At 69.3% G+C, this 17,340-nt stretch carries 15 protein-coding genes; 4 read left to right on the top strand and 11 right to left on the bottom strand.

The annotated features are described in order from the left end of the window. Positions 1-154 precede the first annotated feature (154 nt). Positions 155-961: a Mu transposase domain-containing protein gene (locus ACZ5VQ_RS49070; protein WP_469110724.1), complete on the top strand. Its 807-nt coding sequence runs from the start codon at positions 155-157 to the stop codon at positions 959-961. Next, a complete protein-coding gene (gene istB / locus ACZ5VQ_RS49065) occupies positions 958-1,728 on the top strand; it encodes an IS21-like element helper ATPase IstB (protein ID WP_469110723.1) in 771 nt (256 codons plus the stop codon). Before ACZ5VQ_RS49070 ends, istB begins: the two co-directional genes overlap by 4 nt. A gap of 9 nt (positions 1,729-1,737) precedes the next feature. Here istB and ACZ5VQ_RS49060 read toward each other — a convergent pair whose 3' ends face one another. From ACZ5VQ_RS49060 to ACZ5VQ_RS49045, 4 genes are all read right to left on the bottom strand, one after another. Further along, positions 1,738-2,142 carry a hypothetical protein gene (locus ACZ5VQ_RS49060; protein ID WP_469110722.1) on the bottom strand — a complete coding sequence of 135 codons (405 nt, stop codon included), beginning with the start codon at positions 2,140-2,142 and terminating at the stop codon, positions 1,738-1,740. Between the two features lie 959 nt (positions 2,143-3,101). Beyond that, a complete protein-coding gene (locus tag ACZ5VQ_RS49055) occupies positions 3,102-4,217 on the bottom strand; it encodes a hypothetical protein (RefSeq protein ID WP_469110721.1) in 1,116 nt (371 codons plus the stop codon). Then, positions 4,207-4,788: a hypothetical protein gene (locus ACZ5VQ_RS49050; RefSeq protein ID WP_469110720.1), complete on the bottom strand. Its 582-nt coding sequence runs from the start codon at positions 4,786-4,788 to the stop codon at positions 4,207-4,209. The genes ACZ5VQ_RS49055 and ACZ5VQ_RS49050 overlap by 11 nt, the downstream gene beginning before the upstream one ends. Positions 4,789-5,054: 266 nt before the next feature. Further along, positions 5,055-9,308 (bottom strand): hypothetical protein, encoded by a 4,254-nt coding sequence (locus ACZ5VQ_RS49045; RefSeq protein WP_469110719.1) that lies wholly within the window; start codon positions 9,306-9,308, stop codon positions 5,055-5,057. Positions 9,309-9,698: 390 nt separating this feature from the next. Here ACZ5VQ_RS49045 and ACZ5VQ_RS49040 point away from each other — a divergent pair, with 390 nt between their 5' ends. Then, complete coding sequence (locus ACZ5VQ_RS49040; protein WP_469110718.1) at positions 9,699-11,771, top strand: outer membrane protein assembly factor BamB family protein; 2,073 nt, start codon at positions 9,699-9,701, stop codon at positions 11,769-11,771. Between the two features lie 62 nt (positions 11,772-11,833). Here the strand turns inward: ACZ5VQ_RS49040 and ACZ5VQ_RS49035 are convergent, their stop codons facing one another. The 3 genes from ACZ5VQ_RS49035 to ACZ5VQ_RS49025 form a co-directional block, all read right to left on the bottom strand. Next, entirely contained in the window at positions 11,834-12,028 is a 195-nt protein-coding gene (locus tag ACZ5VQ_RS49035) for a hypothetical protein (RefSeq protein ID WP_469110717.1), read from the bottom strand. 33 nt (positions 12,029-12,061) lie between these two features. Then, positions 12,062-12,256 carry a hypothetical protein gene (locus ACZ5VQ_RS49030; RefSeq protein ID WP_469110716.1) on the bottom strand — a complete coding sequence of 65 codons (195 nt, stop codon included), beginning with the start codon at positions 12,254-12,256 and terminating at the stop codon, positions 12,062-12,064. A 66-nt stretch (positions 12,257-12,322) separates the two neighbouring features. Next, positions 12,323-12,799, bottom strand: a complete 477-nt coding sequence (locus ACZ5VQ_RS49025) for a hypothetical protein (protein ID WP_469110715.1) — start codon at positions 12,797-12,799, stop codon at positions 12,323-12,325. A 297-nt stretch (positions 12,800-13,096) separates the two neighbouring features. Here ACZ5VQ_RS49025 and ACZ5VQ_RS49020 point away from each other — a divergent pair, with 297 nt between their 5' ends. Continuing rightward, complete coding sequence (locus ACZ5VQ_RS49020) at positions 13,097-13,933, top strand: pentapeptide repeat-containing protein (protein ID WP_469110714.1); 837 nt, start codon at positions 13,097-13,099, stop codon at positions 13,931-13,933. A gap of 24 nt (positions 13,934-13,957) precedes the next feature. Here ACZ5VQ_RS49020 and ACZ5VQ_RS49015 read toward each other — a convergent pair whose 3' ends face one another. From ACZ5VQ_RS49015 to ACZ5VQ_RS49000, 4 genes are read right to left on the bottom strand one after another with little or no spacing between them, the layout of a single operon-like run. Beyond that, on the bottom strand, positions 13,958-14,722 hold the full coding sequence (locus ACZ5VQ_RS49015) for a TatD family hydrolase (RefSeq protein ID WP_469110713.1): 765 nt from the start codon (positions 14,720-14,722) through the stop codon (positions 13,958-13,960). Continuing rightward, positions 14,706-15,977: a hypothetical protein gene (locus ACZ5VQ_RS49010; RefSeq protein WP_469110712.1), complete on the bottom strand. Its 1,272-nt coding sequence runs from the start codon at positions 15,975-15,977 to the stop codon at positions 14,706-14,708. The genes ACZ5VQ_RS49015 and ACZ5VQ_RS49010 overlap by 17 nt, the downstream gene beginning before the upstream one ends. Then, on the bottom strand, positions 15,974-16,813 hold the full coding sequence (locus tag ACZ5VQ_RS49005) for a hypothetical protein (RefSeq protein ID WP_469110711.1): 840 nt from the start codon (positions 16,811-16,813) through the stop codon (positions 15,974-15,976). The genes ACZ5VQ_RS49010 and ACZ5VQ_RS49005 overlap by 4 nt, the downstream gene beginning before the upstream one ends. Next, positions 16,813-17,289: a hypothetical protein gene (locus ACZ5VQ_RS49000; protein WP_469110710.1), complete on the bottom strand. Its 477-nt coding sequence runs from the start codon at positions 17,287-17,289 to the stop codon at positions 16,813-16,815. The genes ACZ5VQ_RS49005 and ACZ5VQ_RS49000 overlap by 1 nt, the downstream gene beginning before the upstream one ends. Positions 17,290-17,340 lie beyond the last annotated feature (51 nt).

Genomic DNA, 17,340 nt, shown 5'->3' with positions numbered 1-17,340 from the left:
GTTGCCCGCCCGGCAGCCACCAGGTGTCACGGTCCGGCACTCGAACATCCCGGGAACCAACCGCTTCCTCGGAACGCCCTTAGCAACGGATTAGGACCTGCAGACCTTCTTCGACTGCCACCGCCGGGCATTTGCCCACTTCGGCGGGGTGCCGATGACGATCGTCTATGACCGCACCAAGACCGTCGTCCGCCGCCACGTCGCCCCGGGAGAGGCGGTGCCACTGCACCCGGAGGCGGTCGGCTTCGCCGGCCACTACGACTTCGACATCGACGTCCTGGCCGCCTACCGGCCCACCGGCAAAGGCCGCGTCGAACGCCAGGTGCTGATCGTCCGCGACCATGTTCTGTCCGGCCGGGCCTTCTCCTCCGTCGAGGAGATGGACGCCGCATTCACGGCTTGGGTGCCCCGGCGGCGGTCTCAGATCCACAAGACGCACCGGGAGGTCATCGGCGAACGGGCGGCCCGTGAGCACGCGGCCCTCAAACCGCTGCCGCCGACTCCGTATCTGGTGGCCGAGCGGCATCTGCGGCCGGTCGGCAAGGACTGCCTGGTCGCCTTCGGCGGCAACCTCTACTCGGTGCCCGCCCGCCGCGTCCGACCCCGACAGCTGGTGGAGATCCGGGCCACAAAGTCACAGGTCATGCTGCACTCCACCGCTCCGGACGCCAGTGGCGAGACGCTCCTGGCGTCGCATCAGCGGGCAGTCGGGCGCGGGGTGCGTGTCGTCGAGGAGAAGCACTGGGACGGCCTGCCCACCGGCCAGGGACGCCGGACCACCACCGGAGATGTCCCGCTGCGGCCCCGCCCCCGCGGTGAGGAGACCGGCCCGTTGCAGGCCCTGCTGAACCGGGCCGCAGCCACCCGCGTCGAGGTCGGCCGCCGGCCCTTGTCGGTCTATGACGAGCTCACCGGCACCCGCCCCTTCACCACCAACCGAGCGACGAAGGAATCCTCTTGAGCGAGCTGGTCAGCACCCGCATCCGCACCACCGCAGGCAAGCTCGGCCTGCCCCACCTGGCAGAAACCATCAACGAGTACACCCGCCGGGCCGACGAGGGGAAACTCGGCTATCTCGACTTCCTCGACCTGGTGCTGTCCAAGGAACTCGCGGTCCGGGACGATCGCCGCTTCCGCAGCGGACTGCGGACCTCGAAACTGCCGCACCACAAAACGATCGACGAGTACGACTTCTCCTTCCAGCCCGAACTCGACCCGCGCAAGGTCAAAGATCTCGCGACACTGTCCTTTGTCGAAGCCAAGGCGAACGCCGCCCTGCTCGGGCCACCCGGGGTCGGCAAGACACACATCGCCGTCGCCCTCGCGGTCGCCGCCTGCCGGGCCGGATACTCGATCTACTTCACCAGCCTCGACGACATGGTCCGCAACCTCAAGACAGCCGAGGCCGCAGGTCGACTGACCAGCAAACTCGGCAGCTACTTGCGGCCCGGCGTCCTCGTGGTCGACGAAGTCGGCTACCAGCCCCTCGAACGCGCCGAGGCGAACCTGGTCTTCCAGGTCATCTCCAAGCGCTACGAGAAGGGCTCGATCATCCTCACCTCGAACAAGACCTTCAGCGAATGGGGGCAGGTTTTCGGCGACGAGGTCCTCGCCACCGCCATCCTCGACCGCCTCCTGCACCACTGCGAAGTGATCGCCATCAACGGCCCCAGATACCGGCTCAAGAACCGCCTCAAGGCCATCGAGCGCGAGAACGAAGTCGCCTGATCAGGAGTCTCAAGCCTGCCCCAGTTCCTCGCCCGGCGGGATGAAAGCGTCGGCGCTATCGGCATCGTCAACATGCCCGTGAGCGTCCATCGTGATGGCCGTTGCCCGTCCCTGCGAGGTGATCAGCCACGCGAGCACCTGCTCCGTCAGCGGGGTTTTCCCCGGGCCCTCGTCCTTCCAGTGGGCCCGCCACCCGCCACCCGGCACTGCGGCTACAACCTGGTCGGCCTTCTCAAGGTGGGAGAAGTCCTCGTAGTCCGTGACGGGACGCATGGCGCCTCGCTTGGGGTCGACCACAAGAGCCGTTCCGGTTGCCGGGTCCCAGGCCTCCACCCGCACCATGCGGCCGATCTCGGTTTCCGTGCCACTGAAGATGGCGGTCCAGCCGGTCTGATTGAAGTAACGAAGATCCACCGACCCATCCTCTCGCATGGCAATCAGCGCCAGCCGGCGACTACTTGCTTTGCACGTTCATCCGTACGCGGTTCTGCACATACATGAGTACGCCGACAGGTGGCGGCCTCGGCTGTCCAGGTCCTCGACGGCCGGCGTCTGCGCCTACACTCCGTCATCACGACGGAGCGCTGGCTACCCGACGGAAACCAAATCGTCGAGCACTGGCGGGACCGGCAAGAATGCTCCGAAGCCCAAGCTTCGCAGGCCGTGACCACCATGCTGAACGATCTGAGCAGCAAGGTGCGCGCCGTCCGCCCGGTCTTCGACCGGGCCCGCGACAGCAGTGCCGAGGACTCCGGCAGCGCGCAAACGGGCTGACTGCAAGGCAGCCAGGCCGATGCTGCAACGAGCCGTGCCCACCGCAGCATCGGCCTGCGGCGAGGAGGGCTCTTCCGGCGAACAGTCCTGTTTCGCATCCGGCAGCGACCTCGTCGGGCACCGGGCCTCGGCAAGACGCCCACCAGAACGGACCGCCGCAGTGGCACCACTGACATCTATAGAGCCGTCCGCTCTCTCGGTCACCAGAACATCCACTGCGTCACGTTGGCGCTGGAGGCGCCTCGTCTCCAGCCGGGCCAAGGACCATCGCACCCCAGCAAGGCCCCTATACCGCCACTCCCTTGAGGGGCAGGGCCGATAGCGCTATTCCCAGCTGGCGCAGGTCCCGCAGACGACGGTGCGACGAGGTGGGCTCATTCGGCGAGCGAGTCCGCTGCCTTACCCGATGCAGGCGGCCAGAACGTCGTCCATCGCTCGTGGCTGCCGACGGCCCTACCTGGGAGAAGCTGCGGGTCCGGGGCAGAACCTGGCGCAGCCGGCCCTCGGGGAATCCACGTACGGCCATCGTCGTGCCTGCCGGATCAGGGCGAGGTCGGTGAGACCGAACGGAGCGATCCGCCCAAACCTGCTGGCTGGTGTCAGCGGTATTCACGCAGACGAGTGAGGAACTGGCGGACCAGAGCGTCCAGATCGGCATCGGCGCTGGTCTCCTCGACCAGGATGCGTTCGATATGAACGATCCCGCTGTTGCGCCAGTGACGGTCGCGTGTGGTGTCCGCGCCGAAGCGCTTGTAGTGATGCGGGCCGTCGACCTCGACGATCCCTACCCATCCGGCCACGGCGACGAGGAAGTCCGGTGTCCAGGAGTTGCCGACGCCGACCCGGCCCATCGGCAGAGGGAAGATGGAGATCGTGGAATCCTGAGGCAGCGCGGCCTGGGCCCTCTTCAGCGCCTCATAGACGAGCACTTCCTCCCGGGAGTCGAAGACGAAGCCTTCCGTGCTGAATGTGGGGACGGCTTCCCTGGCGCGAGTTCTGGACGCCTGATTGGACGATGCTCCCTTCGCCAGTCGTTGCTGCAGGGTCTGGCGCCAGTTGTCACCGATGTCGGGCAGCGCGGGTGCGGCGGTAACACCGCCGATCTCCAGGCCGTGCCGTCCGGCCACGTGGTCGAACACCGGTTGGATCGCCGCGGTGACCTCGTTGGTGAACCGGGGAACGAGATACGGCGGCACGATGAGGACGGCGTCCTCCCAGTCCCCGAACCGGTTGCCGGGGACCAGTTCCACGTCTTCGACGTCCGTCAGCAGCGCAGCGGCCTGGCTGTTCCCCTGCTCGTGCATCAAGAACGCGGTCTGGGCCAGGACAAGGTGCAAGGTGTCCGTCGTCGGCCCGGGCCGCTGTGGGGTGGGTTCGGAAGGTATGACCGCGACGGACACCTGAACCTGCGTCGCCCGGCCGTCAGGTGTGGAGCGGGGTAGAGCGGACGGTGCCTTCCCGTCCACCAACAGTTCGACAGCAGGGCGAGTACCGAGGACGTGCACCAGCGCCTCGTCGAGAACACCACGCGAGTCCGTGGAGACGAAATTGTCGTAGGCGCCCTGATTGGTCATGCTCAGCGTCAGTGTGAGGCCGTCACAGGCAAACACCGTCGCGTTCTGGGACAGCAAGATCCAAGTAAATCGCCGCCGGTTCTTTGCCGCCTCGAGCACGTCCGGCCACAGGCCCCGCATTGCAGCTGCCTCATCCGCCATTACGCCTCCCCAGACACTCCATCCACAACAGCCTAGGAGTCGGCACTGACAACCGGGCGCCGAAAGGGCGGGCACCGCCGTCCATCACCACGGTCCGCCAGCTACCCGGATCAGCGATCTGGTTGTCGTTGCCGAGCGCTTCGAGCCGCAGTATGAGATCGAACGTGCGAAGACCGGGTGAGTTCCATGACCGCCCCAGGCTCAGCCGCGGCGGTATCACCCGCCGCCGCCCCGCCCAGACCGCGCAGGGGACAACGGCGAGTCCGCACGCCGTCGCGACACTGCTGAGCCTGTGCGGCGAGGCCGGGTTTGGTGCCAGTGACGATGGTGAAGGGCAGGTGCCGCGTGCGGCCTTCACCCACTTCGTGTCCTGCGGCAGTTCCCGGCAGAAGTACCCCACCGCGGCCAGCGCCCTCAGATAGGAGTACGCGGCACCTTCCAGCAGCAGGGGCCAGATCCGAGCAGCGGCCGACTCGACGACCTCCTCGGCCAGGTGCTCCTGCCGGACACCTGCCTCACCGTTACCGAGGGCCGTCACCGTATACGGCGCGCCGGCCAGAGCAACCAGCACATCCCAGTCCCCCGCCCAGGGAATGCGTCTCCACCCGGCGGGCGCACCACGAACGCCTCAAGTCTGCCCCGGTGCAACGTCGCCGGATCCGCCCCGGCTTGACCGTGGGTGCCCCATCAGCCCCTCCAGGAGTAGGTGAACCGCCTGAGCTAGAGCCGCACCGGTGGCAGCAGGCATGACGCGGCAGCCACACGAACAGCAATCCGGTTCAAGGCAGTCGGCCAGAGCTTCGATCCTCCGCACAGGCGGCCAGGTGTCGGGCGATTTCAGGGCAAGGAGGCGGGCTGTGTGGGTGTCTTGCGGCGCGACCATGTACTGGGGGTCGGCAGGTTGCCGTTGACGACAATGGCTGCGACGAGTGAGGGCGCCTCCGGGTTGGTCAGTCCGTGGAGGGCCGGCTGGAGGGTGAAGAGGTAGTTCTCCGGCACGCCGACGGGTGATGCCTTACGGCTCATGTCCAGGATGCACAGGATCGACAGGCGTGCGCCGTCGGCGGCTGCGTACTGGGTGGGCTGCCCCATGTACTTTGGGGCGCTCTCCTGGGTGACCGGGGTTTTGCGTTCGACTTTCAGTTCGGCGGTGATTCCGTCGTGCCGGACGTCGAGGTAGCCGAGAGCGAGGGGGCTGTTCCGCTCCAGGCGCCCGCCGAGTTCCGGCTCTGCCTGCAGTTCCTTGTACAGGTCGTCGTGAAACTTGCGTTCGGTCACGTGGCTGCCGCGCTTGTACTGCTTGTTCCACGTCATGGTGAGCCCGGTGCGGCAGATGGCGGTGAACAGGCGGCAGAAGGCCTGGAGTTGGTCCTCCTGGTAGCCGGCGTGGTGGAGGCGTTCGTAGAGGGTGAGTAGCCGCTCGTCGAAGACGGGGAAGTTGGTCAGGAAGTCGCGCGAGGCGTCGAAGGGCCGGCAGCGGATCTCGCGGTGCCCGGCGACGTCGAGGCTCTGGATGACCGGCTTGCCGTCCCGGGTGCCGCGCCAGCGCAGATTAACCAGGAACGGCGGAGCGGGGCTGCCGGCCGGGAGTCCGAAGCGGAGGATGAGCGTGCCGGTGGCGCTCAGCGTCATCGTGTCGTCCGGGTTCGGCGGGCGCGGCCAGAGGTAGGCGGGCGTTTCCGCCTCGTTGGGGGTGAAGTGGCTGAGGAGTTCGGCTTCGAGGGTCTCGGCCCACTCGGGCCAGGGGCCGGTGCGTACGTCGAGGCGGAGTTCGTAGACCGTCGAGGGGCGCAAAACCTGCGGGCCGGTGATGAGGTGTCCGTCCACGCTGGCCAGGACCACGGCGACAGCCGACTGGTCGTCCGGGTCGCTGTCCGTGGCCGCCGTGCCGGGGGAAAGCGGCGTGCGGCGCGGGCCATGGGCGATCACCAGGGGCAGGGGCAGGGCGGCCCAGTCGGTAAGAAGGTCCGCGACGCCGCTGGCGTCGGTGAGAGCCTGTGCCCGCTTGAGGGCGGCCCGCACGGGTCCGGCCAGCGGGTCGGCGTCGTCGAATCGCTTCTCAACGTCGGTGGTGGCGGCTGCTGCGCGTCGGCGGGCCGCAGTGGCCAGCGCGGCCATCTCGGTTGTGTCGGCGTCGAGTTCGGCTGCGTCGAGCCTGATCAGGAAGGCGGCCACCTCGCACAGCCCGGCGAAACACCGCACGTAGGCGGCAGTCGCCGTTGCCTCCTGGCACTGGCCCCTGAGCGTGTCCGCGGCGGCGCGCAGTTGGGCGGCGCGGGCACGAAGTGCGGCGGCCGGATCGCTGCTGGAATGGCCGGGGCGCTGGTCTGCGTCGTCCTGGTCTGAGCCAGTAGCCGGTCCCAGCTCGTGGCCCGCGAGAAGGCTGCGGACTGTGACACGGGTGCGGGCCTGCTCCGCCAGAGCGCGGGCATCACCGTCTCCGCCGAGGGTGTGCGCGGCTCGGGTCAGCGCGAGGGCGGCCCCACCTGTGTCGCCTTGGGCTGCCGCGGCTTCATCAAACGCGGCCGCGGCGGCGATCAACGAGGCCAACGACCGGTGGCCGGTGAACGCGGGCTCATCGGGGATCGCCTCCAGGACTGTGTTCATGACGGCGGCGGCATCTGCCGGACGGGCTGCCCGCCAGGCGACCTCGGCGTATTCGGCCGCGCCGAACACACGGTGCGGCCCCAGTTCGAGGGCAGCCGCCTTCAGGTCCCCCACCGGCAGGCCGGCCAGGCCCGGGCCGCAGTCCAGCAGCGCGCACAGTTGCCGGTTGTCGTGGGCGTTGAACCGGTCGTTGGTGTTCGGGTCGCGCACCTGGCGCAGGCGCAGCTTCGCCATGGCCACAGTGGCGGCGGTCTGCGGATGCCAGTCACGGCTCAGGGCGTCGCGCAGGTCGTAGCGGTCGAGATTGGCGGCGTGCCGGAGAATCTCCTGTTCCGTACGGATCCTGAGGGCTTCGTTGCCCCGGGAGAGTCTGGAGGCCGCCGCCATGGCCTTCTTGACGGTGTCCGGGAACCGGGCGGGGTCGACGTGCGCGCAGACCGACAGTGCATAGGCCAGCAGAGCGGCGGTGTCCTCGGTGCTCCAGTCCAGACGCCTGGCGGTGTCGAGAACGCCGTCGATGACGCCGATGTAGAAGTCGGTGAGCAGGGCCGGCAGGAGATCGGAGATGCTGGAGGGCAGACGGTGGGCGCCGCCGATGTCCGCCCAGGCGCTCAGTGCGGCCGACCGTGAGGCGACGTCGGAGTCGACGACGTAGGTGTGCAGCAGCGGGAGGATCATCCGCAGCAGGCCGGGATGGTCGCCGTGGCGTCGTCCGAGTTCTCCCAGCAATGGCAGCAGCCGCGGCACGATGGCCTGTCCGCGCTGGCTGTCACGTTCGTCGGCGATGGTGTCGATGACCGCCCCGCACACGGCCGTCACGTCGACGGTGGCGATGTGTTCCAAAGCGTCCAGGAGCCTGGCGATGCTGGACGCCAGCGACTGCCGGTAGGCCATCCGTTCGAGGAACCGCAGCTGGGGCGGGACCGTTTCGGGGGTGGCCAGGAGCGGGGCGGGTGCGGTGTCCGCCGAATCCAGCGTGTCGATGGCGGTCAGGGCCGTGCCCAGGAGGGCAGCAAGGTACGGCTGGGCCCAGGCCGGGTGGGTCTGGGCCAGCTGCTCGGTCAGAACCGCGGCCGGGACGCGTACGTCGTCGCCCCAGTCTCCCCCGATGCGGGTCAGGCATGTGGAGAGCAGATACTCGAAGACGGTGCGCTGCCTGCTCTCATCGAGCTGGGGATCGCTGGCGGTCCGGAACCTGTATCCGGGGTCGATGAAGCTGCCGGCTTGTTCCAGGACACCGAACAGACGCCGACGCACGGTGTCTCCGGCTGTGCTGCCGGTCCGCTCGAGCTGTGCAGGCACGTCACCCACCGCCAGGACGAGCAGGGTGGCGAGAGCTTGCTGGAGGGTGCCCACCGGCGCGGGGTCGTCGTGGTGGTCACCGTCAACGCCCAGATTCAGCAGCATTGTCTGCACGAGCGGACCCGCCACGTCCGCGTGGGTGAACGCCAGGGCCCGTACGGCAGCTGCGGCAGCGCGCCGATCGGTCTCGGCCTCTCTTCCTGTCCGGGGCGCGGACCGCACTCCGGCAGGCACCACCAGCGACACGGACGGTCGGGGGGCGGGCAGCATGCCGGTCAGTACGGCGGCCACGGTTTGAGTGGACGCTCCCGCTGCCACACGAAGACCGCTGGCGTCCCCGGTCCCGCCTTCGTAAGACCCGAAACGCCGACTTCGCGGCTCAGCGAGATACACCAAGGACCGGACCGCCGCCTCATCGAGCTGGCCGGCGTCGCGAGGAGTCAGCAGGTCGGCCACACAGCGGCCAGCCTCCTCAACCGGACCGCGTCGCAAGGTGTTCAGGGCCGCCCGCACAACATCCGCGGCACACTCACTACGGACGCGGGCCACGTGCCGCAGCGGCGTCAACAACTGTGAGACGTGCACGTCGGCCACCAGACCCAGGGCCAACTCGATCACCACGGTACTGAAGGTCTCCGGCGCCCGCTCCGCCAGCGCGGTCAACCGCCGCAACGCACCGTCGCAGGCCGCCTTGTCCCGCTCCGTACCAGGCTCCTGGTCCAGGACGCCGATATCGTCCAGCGCACCGGCCATCGCCGTGTCCGATGACGCCTGCGCACCCCGGCGGTACTCGGCGCGCTGCTCCCACACGTGGTGGCGCCGCGCTGTTTCGGCTCGTTCGGCTTCCTCGGCTCTGGCCGCGGCTTCCCTGTGTTCGTCCATGACCGTGGCGAGGTTCGGCACGTCGCCCGTGGGACGGCGATGAGTGCATCCCACGCAGTGCTGTTCGTAGAACTCGCCAGCAATCCAGTCCAGGTTCGCGCTGGCACCTCCGTGCGCCACGAGGCAGCCCACCTGGCGCATGTTGATCGGCAAGCCGGTGGCCGCCTCGGCCATTCCCTGGCCACCGAACTCGGTGAACGTCATGTTCAGACAGTGGCGGCGGGCCATCTCCACGGTGACGGCGTTCCTACGGCCGGTCCTGACCGCATCATCGAAAACCCGCTCTGCCTGACTGTCCATCCCATCACTGTCTCAGGCACCACTGACAACGCCGACCGCCGCGTTCCGCCCTTTTTGCGCTTCACAACGCTGTCTGCCCGCGCCGCCTTCGCTTTCGGGTCATCCGACGGGCGCCACTGGGTCCGTGTCCCTGCGTGCCGGTGGGGGAAGCAGAAGCATCAGCAGCGTCCACCCGTACGCGGGCGGGCGTCTTGGGGCCCGGGTACTGGCCGTCGGTGTCAAAGAGCCGGTAACCGACTGCTCGGTGGCGCGTTGCCCAGGCGGGGGCAGTGCGCCGACAGCGCGACGGTCCGGTGGCTTCGCGCACGCGGCGCGTGCGCGCGTGCCGGGCCACTCTCCCTTGGCCGGGCCGCTCCTCGTGCGCCGGCTGTCACAGACACCGGGAGGGACATGTCCGACCGCCGTGGTATCGGCACCCCGGCCGCGCTACCCGTTCTGCGCGCCGCGTTGCTGCAGGACGGATCGCCGGGGGTGGCCGGGGCCGGCCCCTACTCCACCGGGGGTGGCGGGACTGTCCTGGAACACCGCTATGGAGCGGTGCTGTTGTCACATCTGCTGACCGGGACACCGGTGCCCGGCCTGAGGGATGCCGTGACGCCGGTCCGGATCCGCTTTCAGGCGCGTTCCGTCAGCCGCGTGGACGACATCGTGGTGGTCGGAACAGCGCCCAACAAGAGGGAAGTTGTGCTGTCCATCGGGGTGCGCAGAAAGCCGAAGCTGGTGCCGAGCGAGGCGGATTCCGTCAAGCTCATCGGCGATTTCCTGGACGTCGCGCGCGCCCAACGGGCGCTGGTGGACAGCGGCCGCTGGAAGCTCGCCCTGGCCGTAGTGCCCTCTTGTGTTCCCGCTCAGCAGCTCAAAGCGTTGGCTGAGATGGCTTCGGCGGCGGGCAGTTGGACGGAGTTTCAGGACCGGCTGCACCGTCCGGGCAGCCTGCAGGCAGCAGTACGCAACCGGCTGACCCAGCTGGAAGCGATCATTGCCTCCTTGACCCCCGAGCCGTCGGCGCAGGCGGCGCGAGAGACCTGGCGGCTGCTGTCAGCCCTGCGTCTTATCGAGATGCGCCTGGAAGGCGCCGACTGCACGGACCGGACCTACAGCGTCGAACATCTGCGGGCCGTGACGCCGCAGCACAGCAACGACGCGGCGCACACCCTGTTCGCCCATCTAGCGGAGCAGGTAGGTGCCTATGCTCCAGGCGGCGCGGTGGTGGATCTGTCCCGGCTGCACGCTGACCTGCAGACACTGGACTGCTTCGCCCCGGCGCGCCTGCCCTCCCCCACCGCTGCTGCGCCCGCCCGGCCGGCAGCGACGCGAACGCCACGGCCGAGCCAGCGCCGTGCACGCGCCAGGATGCAGTGGAAGGCCCGTCTGCTGTCCGAGGCGGCGCACCAGCCCCAGGTGCACGACGACACCGTGGTGGTCGTGGACGGCTGCTGGATGCTCGCCTTCGATGCGGACTCCGGCGACCAGCGCTGGGGCAAGAAGGCCGGCGGCGGACACAGGCCGGTGGTCGCCGGTGGGGCGTGCTTCGCCTCCGGCTCTCTGGGCCATGCCCGGGCATGGGACCTGAGCACCGGTCAGCGCAGCGCGCCGCTGGGTCTGCGCATGCAGGACGGCCTGGCCGCGGTGTCGGACGGGGTGCTGTTCGCCGCGCATCCCACGACGGGGCTGAGCGCCTACGACGTCGCCTCGAAAGCGGTGCTGTGGTCGGGCGCCGGGGACCGCCTGCCCCTCGCGACGGCGCCCTACGCTCATGGCGGCACGGTGTTCGCGCTGCTGCAGGCCCCATCGGCATCCACGCACGGACAGCAGGTTCTCGCTGCTTTCAAGGCGAGGAGCGGGCATACGGTGTGGCGCTGGGCGAGCGGCTCGTGCGCCATCGCACACTGGAGCGTCGGCGACCAGGTTCTCACCGCCGTTGTCGACACACCGGATCGCAAGCAGGAGATCGTCACCCTGGACCGCGTCGGCGGAGCGCTGCTGTGGCGCCACAAGCTGACCGGCGAAGCGGCAGCCGCACCGGTGCATGCGGGCACGGCGGTTCATCTGACAACCCGGTGCGGCCGGGTGCTGGCCTGGGAGGCCCAGGGTGGACGCCTGCGGTGGGACGTTCAAGCCGCACGGCGCATCAGTACGGCTCCCCTGGTCACTGACGACGGCGTCTACATCGCCTCGTTCGCCCCGAGCCGACTGGTGGTCCTCGATCCGCACTCCGGCAGCGAGTTGTGGCGCAAGAGCACGAGTGGCGCCTTCACCACCACGCCGTTCATGGCGGGCGATCGCATCTGGGCCGGCGACCGTACCGGGATCCTGCACGCCTGGGACCCACGCACCCACCGGAGTACGGAGCAGCTGCCGGTACGGTGGAGCGAGGAGCGCTGCGGACAGCCAGCCGTCGATGACCGCATGATGTTCGTCTCCACCTGCAGCGGCTGGCTCCAAGCATGGGAACTGCCGTGAGGACTCGCCAGCCATCGCCGACAACCGCATCCCCGTCGTGGGCACAGCCTTGGCCCGGGCCGTCAGCGTTCGATCGACAGCGGCACGCGTACGTAGCTGGTGAGACCGGCGTGGATCGCGGGGTCGATGCAGTCCACGTCGGCCATCGGCCCGGTGATGACGACGACGTCGCCGGTGGTGGCAACAGCGCGCTGCCAGGTGGGCCCGGACCGCAGGGAGCCGTCATAGAGATGGCTCGTGTCCGGGAAACGGATCACGAGGGCCCCCTCGGGCAGGCGCAGCTCGGCGCTCTAGCCTGGGATGTGCTGGGGAGCGGAGAGTGACGTCGTGGTGAGCTGTTGTCCGCCTGCCCGCCGCACCAGGAACTCCAGGGTGTCGGGGATCTCGACCTGGTCCTGGGCGTCGCGGACCTGCAGGGTGTGGGGCTGCAGGATGAAGATCGCTGGTTCGCCGGCCAAGTACCCGCTCGCCGCCTGGAGTTGCATCGCGGCGATGCCCGGTAAGCCGGGCGACAGCGGGTTGTCTCCTCTTGCGCGTTCAGGGGAGCGGGGTCACTGGTAGAGGAAGTCCGCCTGCCACCGGGACAGGCCGACGACGAGGGTGACGGCGGTGTCCGCCGCTTCGCGGCGCTGTGCTGTTGTGCGGTGGATGCAGGCGGTGTCCTTGATCCGCCCGTGTGCGCCGTACTGCCGGGCCAGTGCGCGGAAGGTGGCCGAGGCGCGGAACGGGGCGCCTGGCGGCTCGATGCCGGCGACGAGCTCCGGCGGAATGCCGCAGTAGGTTTCCGACGTCAGGAAGCAGGCCCAGGACACCAGCTCCAGCGTCGCTCGCGCATCGCCCGCGACACGGTCCAGCAGGGCGGGCCGGCACTGTCGGCAGTCGTCCATGGTCGCGTAGGTCAGCCGGTCCAGTACTTCGGGAAACGGTGCGGGCAGTTCGCATGTGAGGTGTGCCCGGGACGGCGGGCTGGACCGTAGTCTCTGCGCCGCGGCATCGTGCCGATGGTCGGCGCGGTTCGTCTTGTCCATGGGCTCTCCCGCAACAGGCCTGCTCCCTGGTACCACAGCTCATCCTTCCGGGCCTTCACTCCCGGTGGCGGAAAGTCACGAACCCGCTGCGCGGCGGCAGGTCTTGCGGTAAACACCTCCGCGCAGATGGCCACGAACAGGCTGACCCTGCACACCAGTTGCGGATCCTCCCGCATGCGCACACGTCCAGGATGGCCGGCGGCATGTGGAGGCGAAGGCACTTCCTGCGCCCTGGGGACTGGTGTGCGGGCGGGGGCGGGTCGCCCTCGGTGCGGTGGACGCGATAGAAACCGGGTCATGAGGTTGAAGAAGGTGTGGCCAGCCCTGACGGCTGTGCTGGGCGTGGCCGGGCTGGCTGGAGTGCTGGTCGTGATGTTCACTCCGCTGAGCCGGCGCTTGGCGCGCTGGCTGGCCGGGCAGGACTGGTCGTCGATGGACGGCGCGGCCCGGTCGGCGGCAGTGGGACAGGTCCGGCTGGCCGTGGTGCAGGTCGTTGCGGCCGTCGGTGCCGGCGTCGCCCTGATCTATACCGCCCGGTCCTACCGGCTGAGCCGTCGCGGGCAGGTGACGGACCGTTTCACGAAGGCGCTGGAGCGGCTGGGGTCGGCTGAGTCGTATGTGCGCATCGGGGGTGTTCTGGCGCTGGAACAGATCGTCCAGGATGCTCCTGACCAGGGGAGGCATGCCGCGCGGGTGCTGAATGCGTTGGTTCGGGACCACACACAGCCTGCCGGTACGCCGGGTGGTCTGGCGTCCGTGCGGCTTCCGGAGGAACCCGGCGAGTTGGTTCAGGAGGCGCTGCGGGCGCTCACCGCACCTGGTTCACGGCGCCGGGGAGGTTCCTGGCCGCCGGTCGATCTCGCGGGGCGTCATCTCGCGAAGGCCCGGCTGCCGGGGGCTGACCTGCGGGGGGCTCATCTTCAAGGGGTGACGCTCAATGGTGCCGTTCTGTGTCGGGCGCAGCTCGACGGTGCAGATCTGGCGGATGCCGATCTGGCGGGGGCGGACTTGTCCGACGCGCGGGGGTTGACGGTTGAACAGGTTCTTGCGGCCCGAGGTTTGCACGGCTGTGTGCTGCCGGAGCCCCTGCGCAGTGATCCACGGGTCGCCGAGCGGGTCAGCCGGAGTGAGTGACGCCGGTGGCTCGCGGGCTGCGGGTCAGGCTTCCAGGGCCCAGTCCGCGACGTGTTCGGGAAGCCTGTCCAGGACGTGTGTGCGGGTGGTCAGTTCGCGCAGGTTCTGCCAGAAGCGTCGTCTGAGGTGTTCCGGTGTGACGCCGTGGAGTTGGGCGAGGCGTTGTTCGAGCCGGTCGATGTGGCCGGGGCGCGCTGCGCCGGTGGCGCGTCGGCTGGCCGGGAAGTCGGTCTCAGGCAGCAGGCGGGTCAGGGGCAGGGAGGTCAGGATGTCGTCGGGCATGGCGGCGTTGACGGAGAAGTAGGCGCCCAGGTCGATGGCGTGTTGCCGCTCGGTGGGGCTGCCGAGGAACCAGTGCAGGATCATTCCGGGGTGCGGCTGGTCGGTCAGCAGGTCGAGGAGGGGGCCGGTCCGTCCGGTGCTGTGCAGCGACAGCAGGACGGGCTGGTCGCTTGCTGCCTTCAGGATCTGTGCCAGTACGGTGCGCTGCCGCTCGAGATTGCCCCGGCGGTCGAGGCCCACTTCCCCGATGAGGCAGCTGTGCCGCAGGGTGGCACGGAACTGCTGTAGGTCGAAGGCGTCGAGTGCTTCGGGAACGCCGGGATGTACGCCGGATCCCCACACCAGGCGCGCGTCGGCGCGCCGGCTGGCGTGGTGTGCTTCGGCTGGGGTGCGGGTGACGGCGAAGACGACGGCTCCGTTCAGGGCGTCGATCTGCGCGGGGGTCACATCGGGTGCGATGTGGGCGTGGCAGTCGAGCGGTGGCAGTCCGTCAGGGAAGCGGGACATGGTTCAGCTCCTGCAGGCCTCGTTGGCACATGTCCACGACGGCGTCGAGGTCGGTGTCGGGGGGAAGTTCACCGACGGCGAGGATGTCGGTGTCGTCGATGCCGCGGGCGATGGCCTGCCGCACGTCGTGGACGTCTTTGCGGCGGCGCTCCAGCAGCAGCTGGTGCGCTTGGCCGGTGAGGTGATCAACGAGGTAGGTGGTGGTGTCGTGGTGGGGGACCGCGGTGAATGCTCCCCGGCGTACCAGGCAGGCCAGGCACAGGCCGCAGTTGAGGGTGGGGTCTCCGCCGGGGTACCAGTTGCCGTCGAGTTTGCTGCACGAGAGGGTTTCCGCTCCCGCCTGCAGCAGGGATGGGCCCGCACGGTCCAGGGCCCGTGCCAGGAGCTGTCCCTTGGTGAGGTAGGCGTAGGGGTTGGCCACCGTCACCGGGATGCCCAGGCTCGCCAGGAGCTCGTTGATGCGGGCGAAGGTGCCCGGATGGGTCGAGCGGGTGGACAGGGCGCCGCCCCGGGCGGCGGTCAGGGGCGGGTTGATGCTGGTGAAGCCGTTCTCCGGGACGGTCACTTGCGGGCTCGAAGCGCCGGCGGCGAGAGCTGAGGCCAGGGCGGCGAAGAGCAGGCTGCGGCTGCGTGAGGAGGATTCCGCGGCGGCATGGGTCTGGCAGAGCTTCACGCTGAGGTGGCGCAGCGGCTGCCGTGCACGGTCGCTGAGCCAGGCGCTGGTCTGCTGCTGAGCGTGGCGGATGACGGTGCTGCCGTCGTAGTGGCTGAGGTGGATGCGCGCTGCCGTGTCGCCGAGGTGGTCCGCGGCGCCGCACAGGGAGTCGAGTCCTCCGCTGAGGAGCATCACGTCGTCGGCGTCGGGCACAGGCGCCGGAGGGTGGCTGCCGGGGACGGCGGGCACGGCGTGAAGGTGCCAGGCGTCGCCGGTGAGCCAGGACAACAGTTCTTCGGCGAGCCGGCCGGAGGCGGCGTTCCAGGGATCGGGGTCGACAGTGTGGACGGTGAGGTCGATGGTGCGCGCGAAGGTGGTGGGGCGGCGGGCGCTGCGGTCGGCGAGGTAGGCGGAGGCGGCGATGCGGACGAGGTCGGCGGCGGCTGCCGGTGCGGAGCCCAGGAGGTCGAGGTCCCAGCCAAGGGTGCAGGTGACGGTCGGCGTGGGGCTGTCGGTGCGGGTACGGGGCCAGCGCAGGGCCAGCGCGGAGGGCTCGTGCTGCTGTCCGTCATGCGGCAGTACTTCGTAGGCGGTCGTCATGAGCGTCCTGCGCGCAGGATACGCAGTGCCTCCCTCGTCACTCTCGCTGCTGTGGCGGTGAATTCCTTGACGGTCATACGGCGTGTGTCAGGCACCGAGATGTGGCGTACTTTGCGCTGCAGCCAGGACCGCAGCCAGCCCTGTTTGCGGACGGCCTCCTCGGGGGTGAGGTTGTCGCTGGCTTTTTGGGACTGGAGCTCGACCAGGCCGAGTTCATAGATCCATTCGGCGACAAGACTGCGCAGGCTGTCTTCCGGGGTGGGCGGCGCGGCGGCGAGGAGGACATCCTTGACGTGCTTGACGGTGGCTCTGCGCAGGGCAGCCTCGTCGGGGTGCCCGGCGTCGCCGAGGACGGCCTGCAGGATGCGGGAGATCTGGGTGCGCCGTGGCAGGCCGCTCAGCTCGGTGAAGTCCAGGCCGAGTTCGCGCAGTTGCGTGGCATCGCCGTTGCGCAGGGCGTAGGCCCCCGCGAGGGCCGCGGCACCGCGCGAGGAACCCTTGAGTACCTGGCGCTGCGATCCGCCGCCGACACGGCCCGGGCCTGCCGCTCCCCCGGCCCCTCCCCCGCCGCCACCGCCGCCGCGGGCCGGGGCGATCAGGGCGGAGAGCGGATAGCCTCCGGCCGGCACCGTGCCGTGGTCCGCGTCGTCCTTGTTCAGCGCGTTGGCCAGCGCCTGCACAACGTCGTCGAGGAGCTGCTGCTGGCTGTCCGGCAGGTCCGTGGTGTCCGGGGAGTTGGCGGATCCCGTTCCGGTGGCGGGCAGAGCGTCGAAAGCGTCATGGGCCGCGCTCCATTCGGCGGAGCCGCTGCCTCCATAGGAGCCCGAGGTGCCCATCAGGGGCCCTCCTGTTCCACCTTGGCTGCTTCCCGCACCATCGGGTCGATGTCCGTCGCCTCTGCCAGGCGTACCGCCACGTCGCGCAGTTCCACGCTGTCGCTGTCGGCGATGTCCAGGGCGGAGCCGGGGGTGAGGTTGCTGCGCATGTCCCACAGGCCGTCGGCGATGCGGCGGCGCAGATCCTCGGTGGCGTTCGCGATGTACAGGAGGGACTCCACGAGCGGCTCGCTCTGCTGTTCCCGGCGGCCGCGCTCCAGCAGGGCCTCGACGACGGCCTGCTGCTCCGTGACCGGGCGCCCCGTCACCTCTTGCTGCGCGCCGCGCCGGTGCGGCTCCGACTGGCCGGCGAGGTGGGAGACCCAGGTGACCTGCTCCTGGGTGAGGGAAGCGGCCGCGGTGAGGCTCACCAGGGAGGCGGCCAGGCTGAGATGGGTGTGGCTCTCCTGTAGGGAAGCCCTGAGCTGGGAGAACACTGGTTGACGGTGTGGGCGGGGTAGGCGTCCTTCTACTGTGGCGGGTGAAGT

The organism is Streptomyces sp. NPDC033178 (assembly GCF_055577685.1).
The sequence above is the reverse complement of the archived record's forward strand: the minus strand, read 5'-3'. Positions and strand labels throughout refer to the sequence as shown.

Excerpts from the sequence above, each read along its gene's own strand:
- ACZ5VQ_RS49020 (WP_469110714.1), top strand. The coding sequence starts at position 13,097 with ATGAGGTTGAAGAAGGTGTGGCCAGCCCTGACGGCTGTGCTGGGCGTG.
- ACZ5VQ_RS49055 (WP_469110721.1), bottom strand. The coding sequence starts at position 4,217 with ATGGCGGATGAGGCAGCTGCAATGCGGGGCCTGTGGCCGGACGTGCTC.
- ACZ5VQ_RS49025 (WP_469110715.1), bottom strand. The coding sequence starts at position 12,799 with ATGGACAAGACGAACCGCGCCGACCATCGGCACGATGCCGCGGCGCAG.
- ACZ5VQ_RS49015 (WP_469110713.1), bottom strand. The coding sequence starts at position 14,722 with ATGTCCCGCTTCCCTGACGGACTGCCACCGCTCGACTGCCACGCCCAC.
- ACZ5VQ_RS49030 (WP_469110716.1), bottom strand. The coding sequence starts at position 12,256 with ATGCAACTCCAGGCGGCGAGCGGGTACTTGGCCGGCGAACCAGCGATC.
- ACZ5VQ_RS49070 (WP_469110724.1), top strand. The coding sequence starts at position 155 with ATGACGATCGTCTATGACCGCACCAAGACCGTCGTCCGCCGCCACGTC.
- ACZ5VQ_RS49005 (WP_469110711.1), bottom strand. The coding sequence starts at position 16,813 with ATGGGCACCTCGGGCTCCTATGGAGGCAGCGGCTCCGCCGAATGGAGC.
- ACZ5VQ_RS49010 (WP_469110712.1), bottom strand. The coding sequence starts at position 15,977 with ATGACGACCGCCTACGAAGTACTGCCGCATGACGGACAGCAGCACGAG.
- ACZ5VQ_RS49040 (WP_469110718.1), top strand. The coding sequence starts at position 9,699 with ATGTCCGACCGCCGTGGTATCGGCACCCCGGCCGCGCTACCCGTTCTG.
- ACZ5VQ_RS49045 (WP_469110719.1), bottom strand. The coding sequence starts at position 9,308 with ATGGACAGTCAGGCAGAGCGGGTTTTCGATGATGCGGTCAGGACCGGC.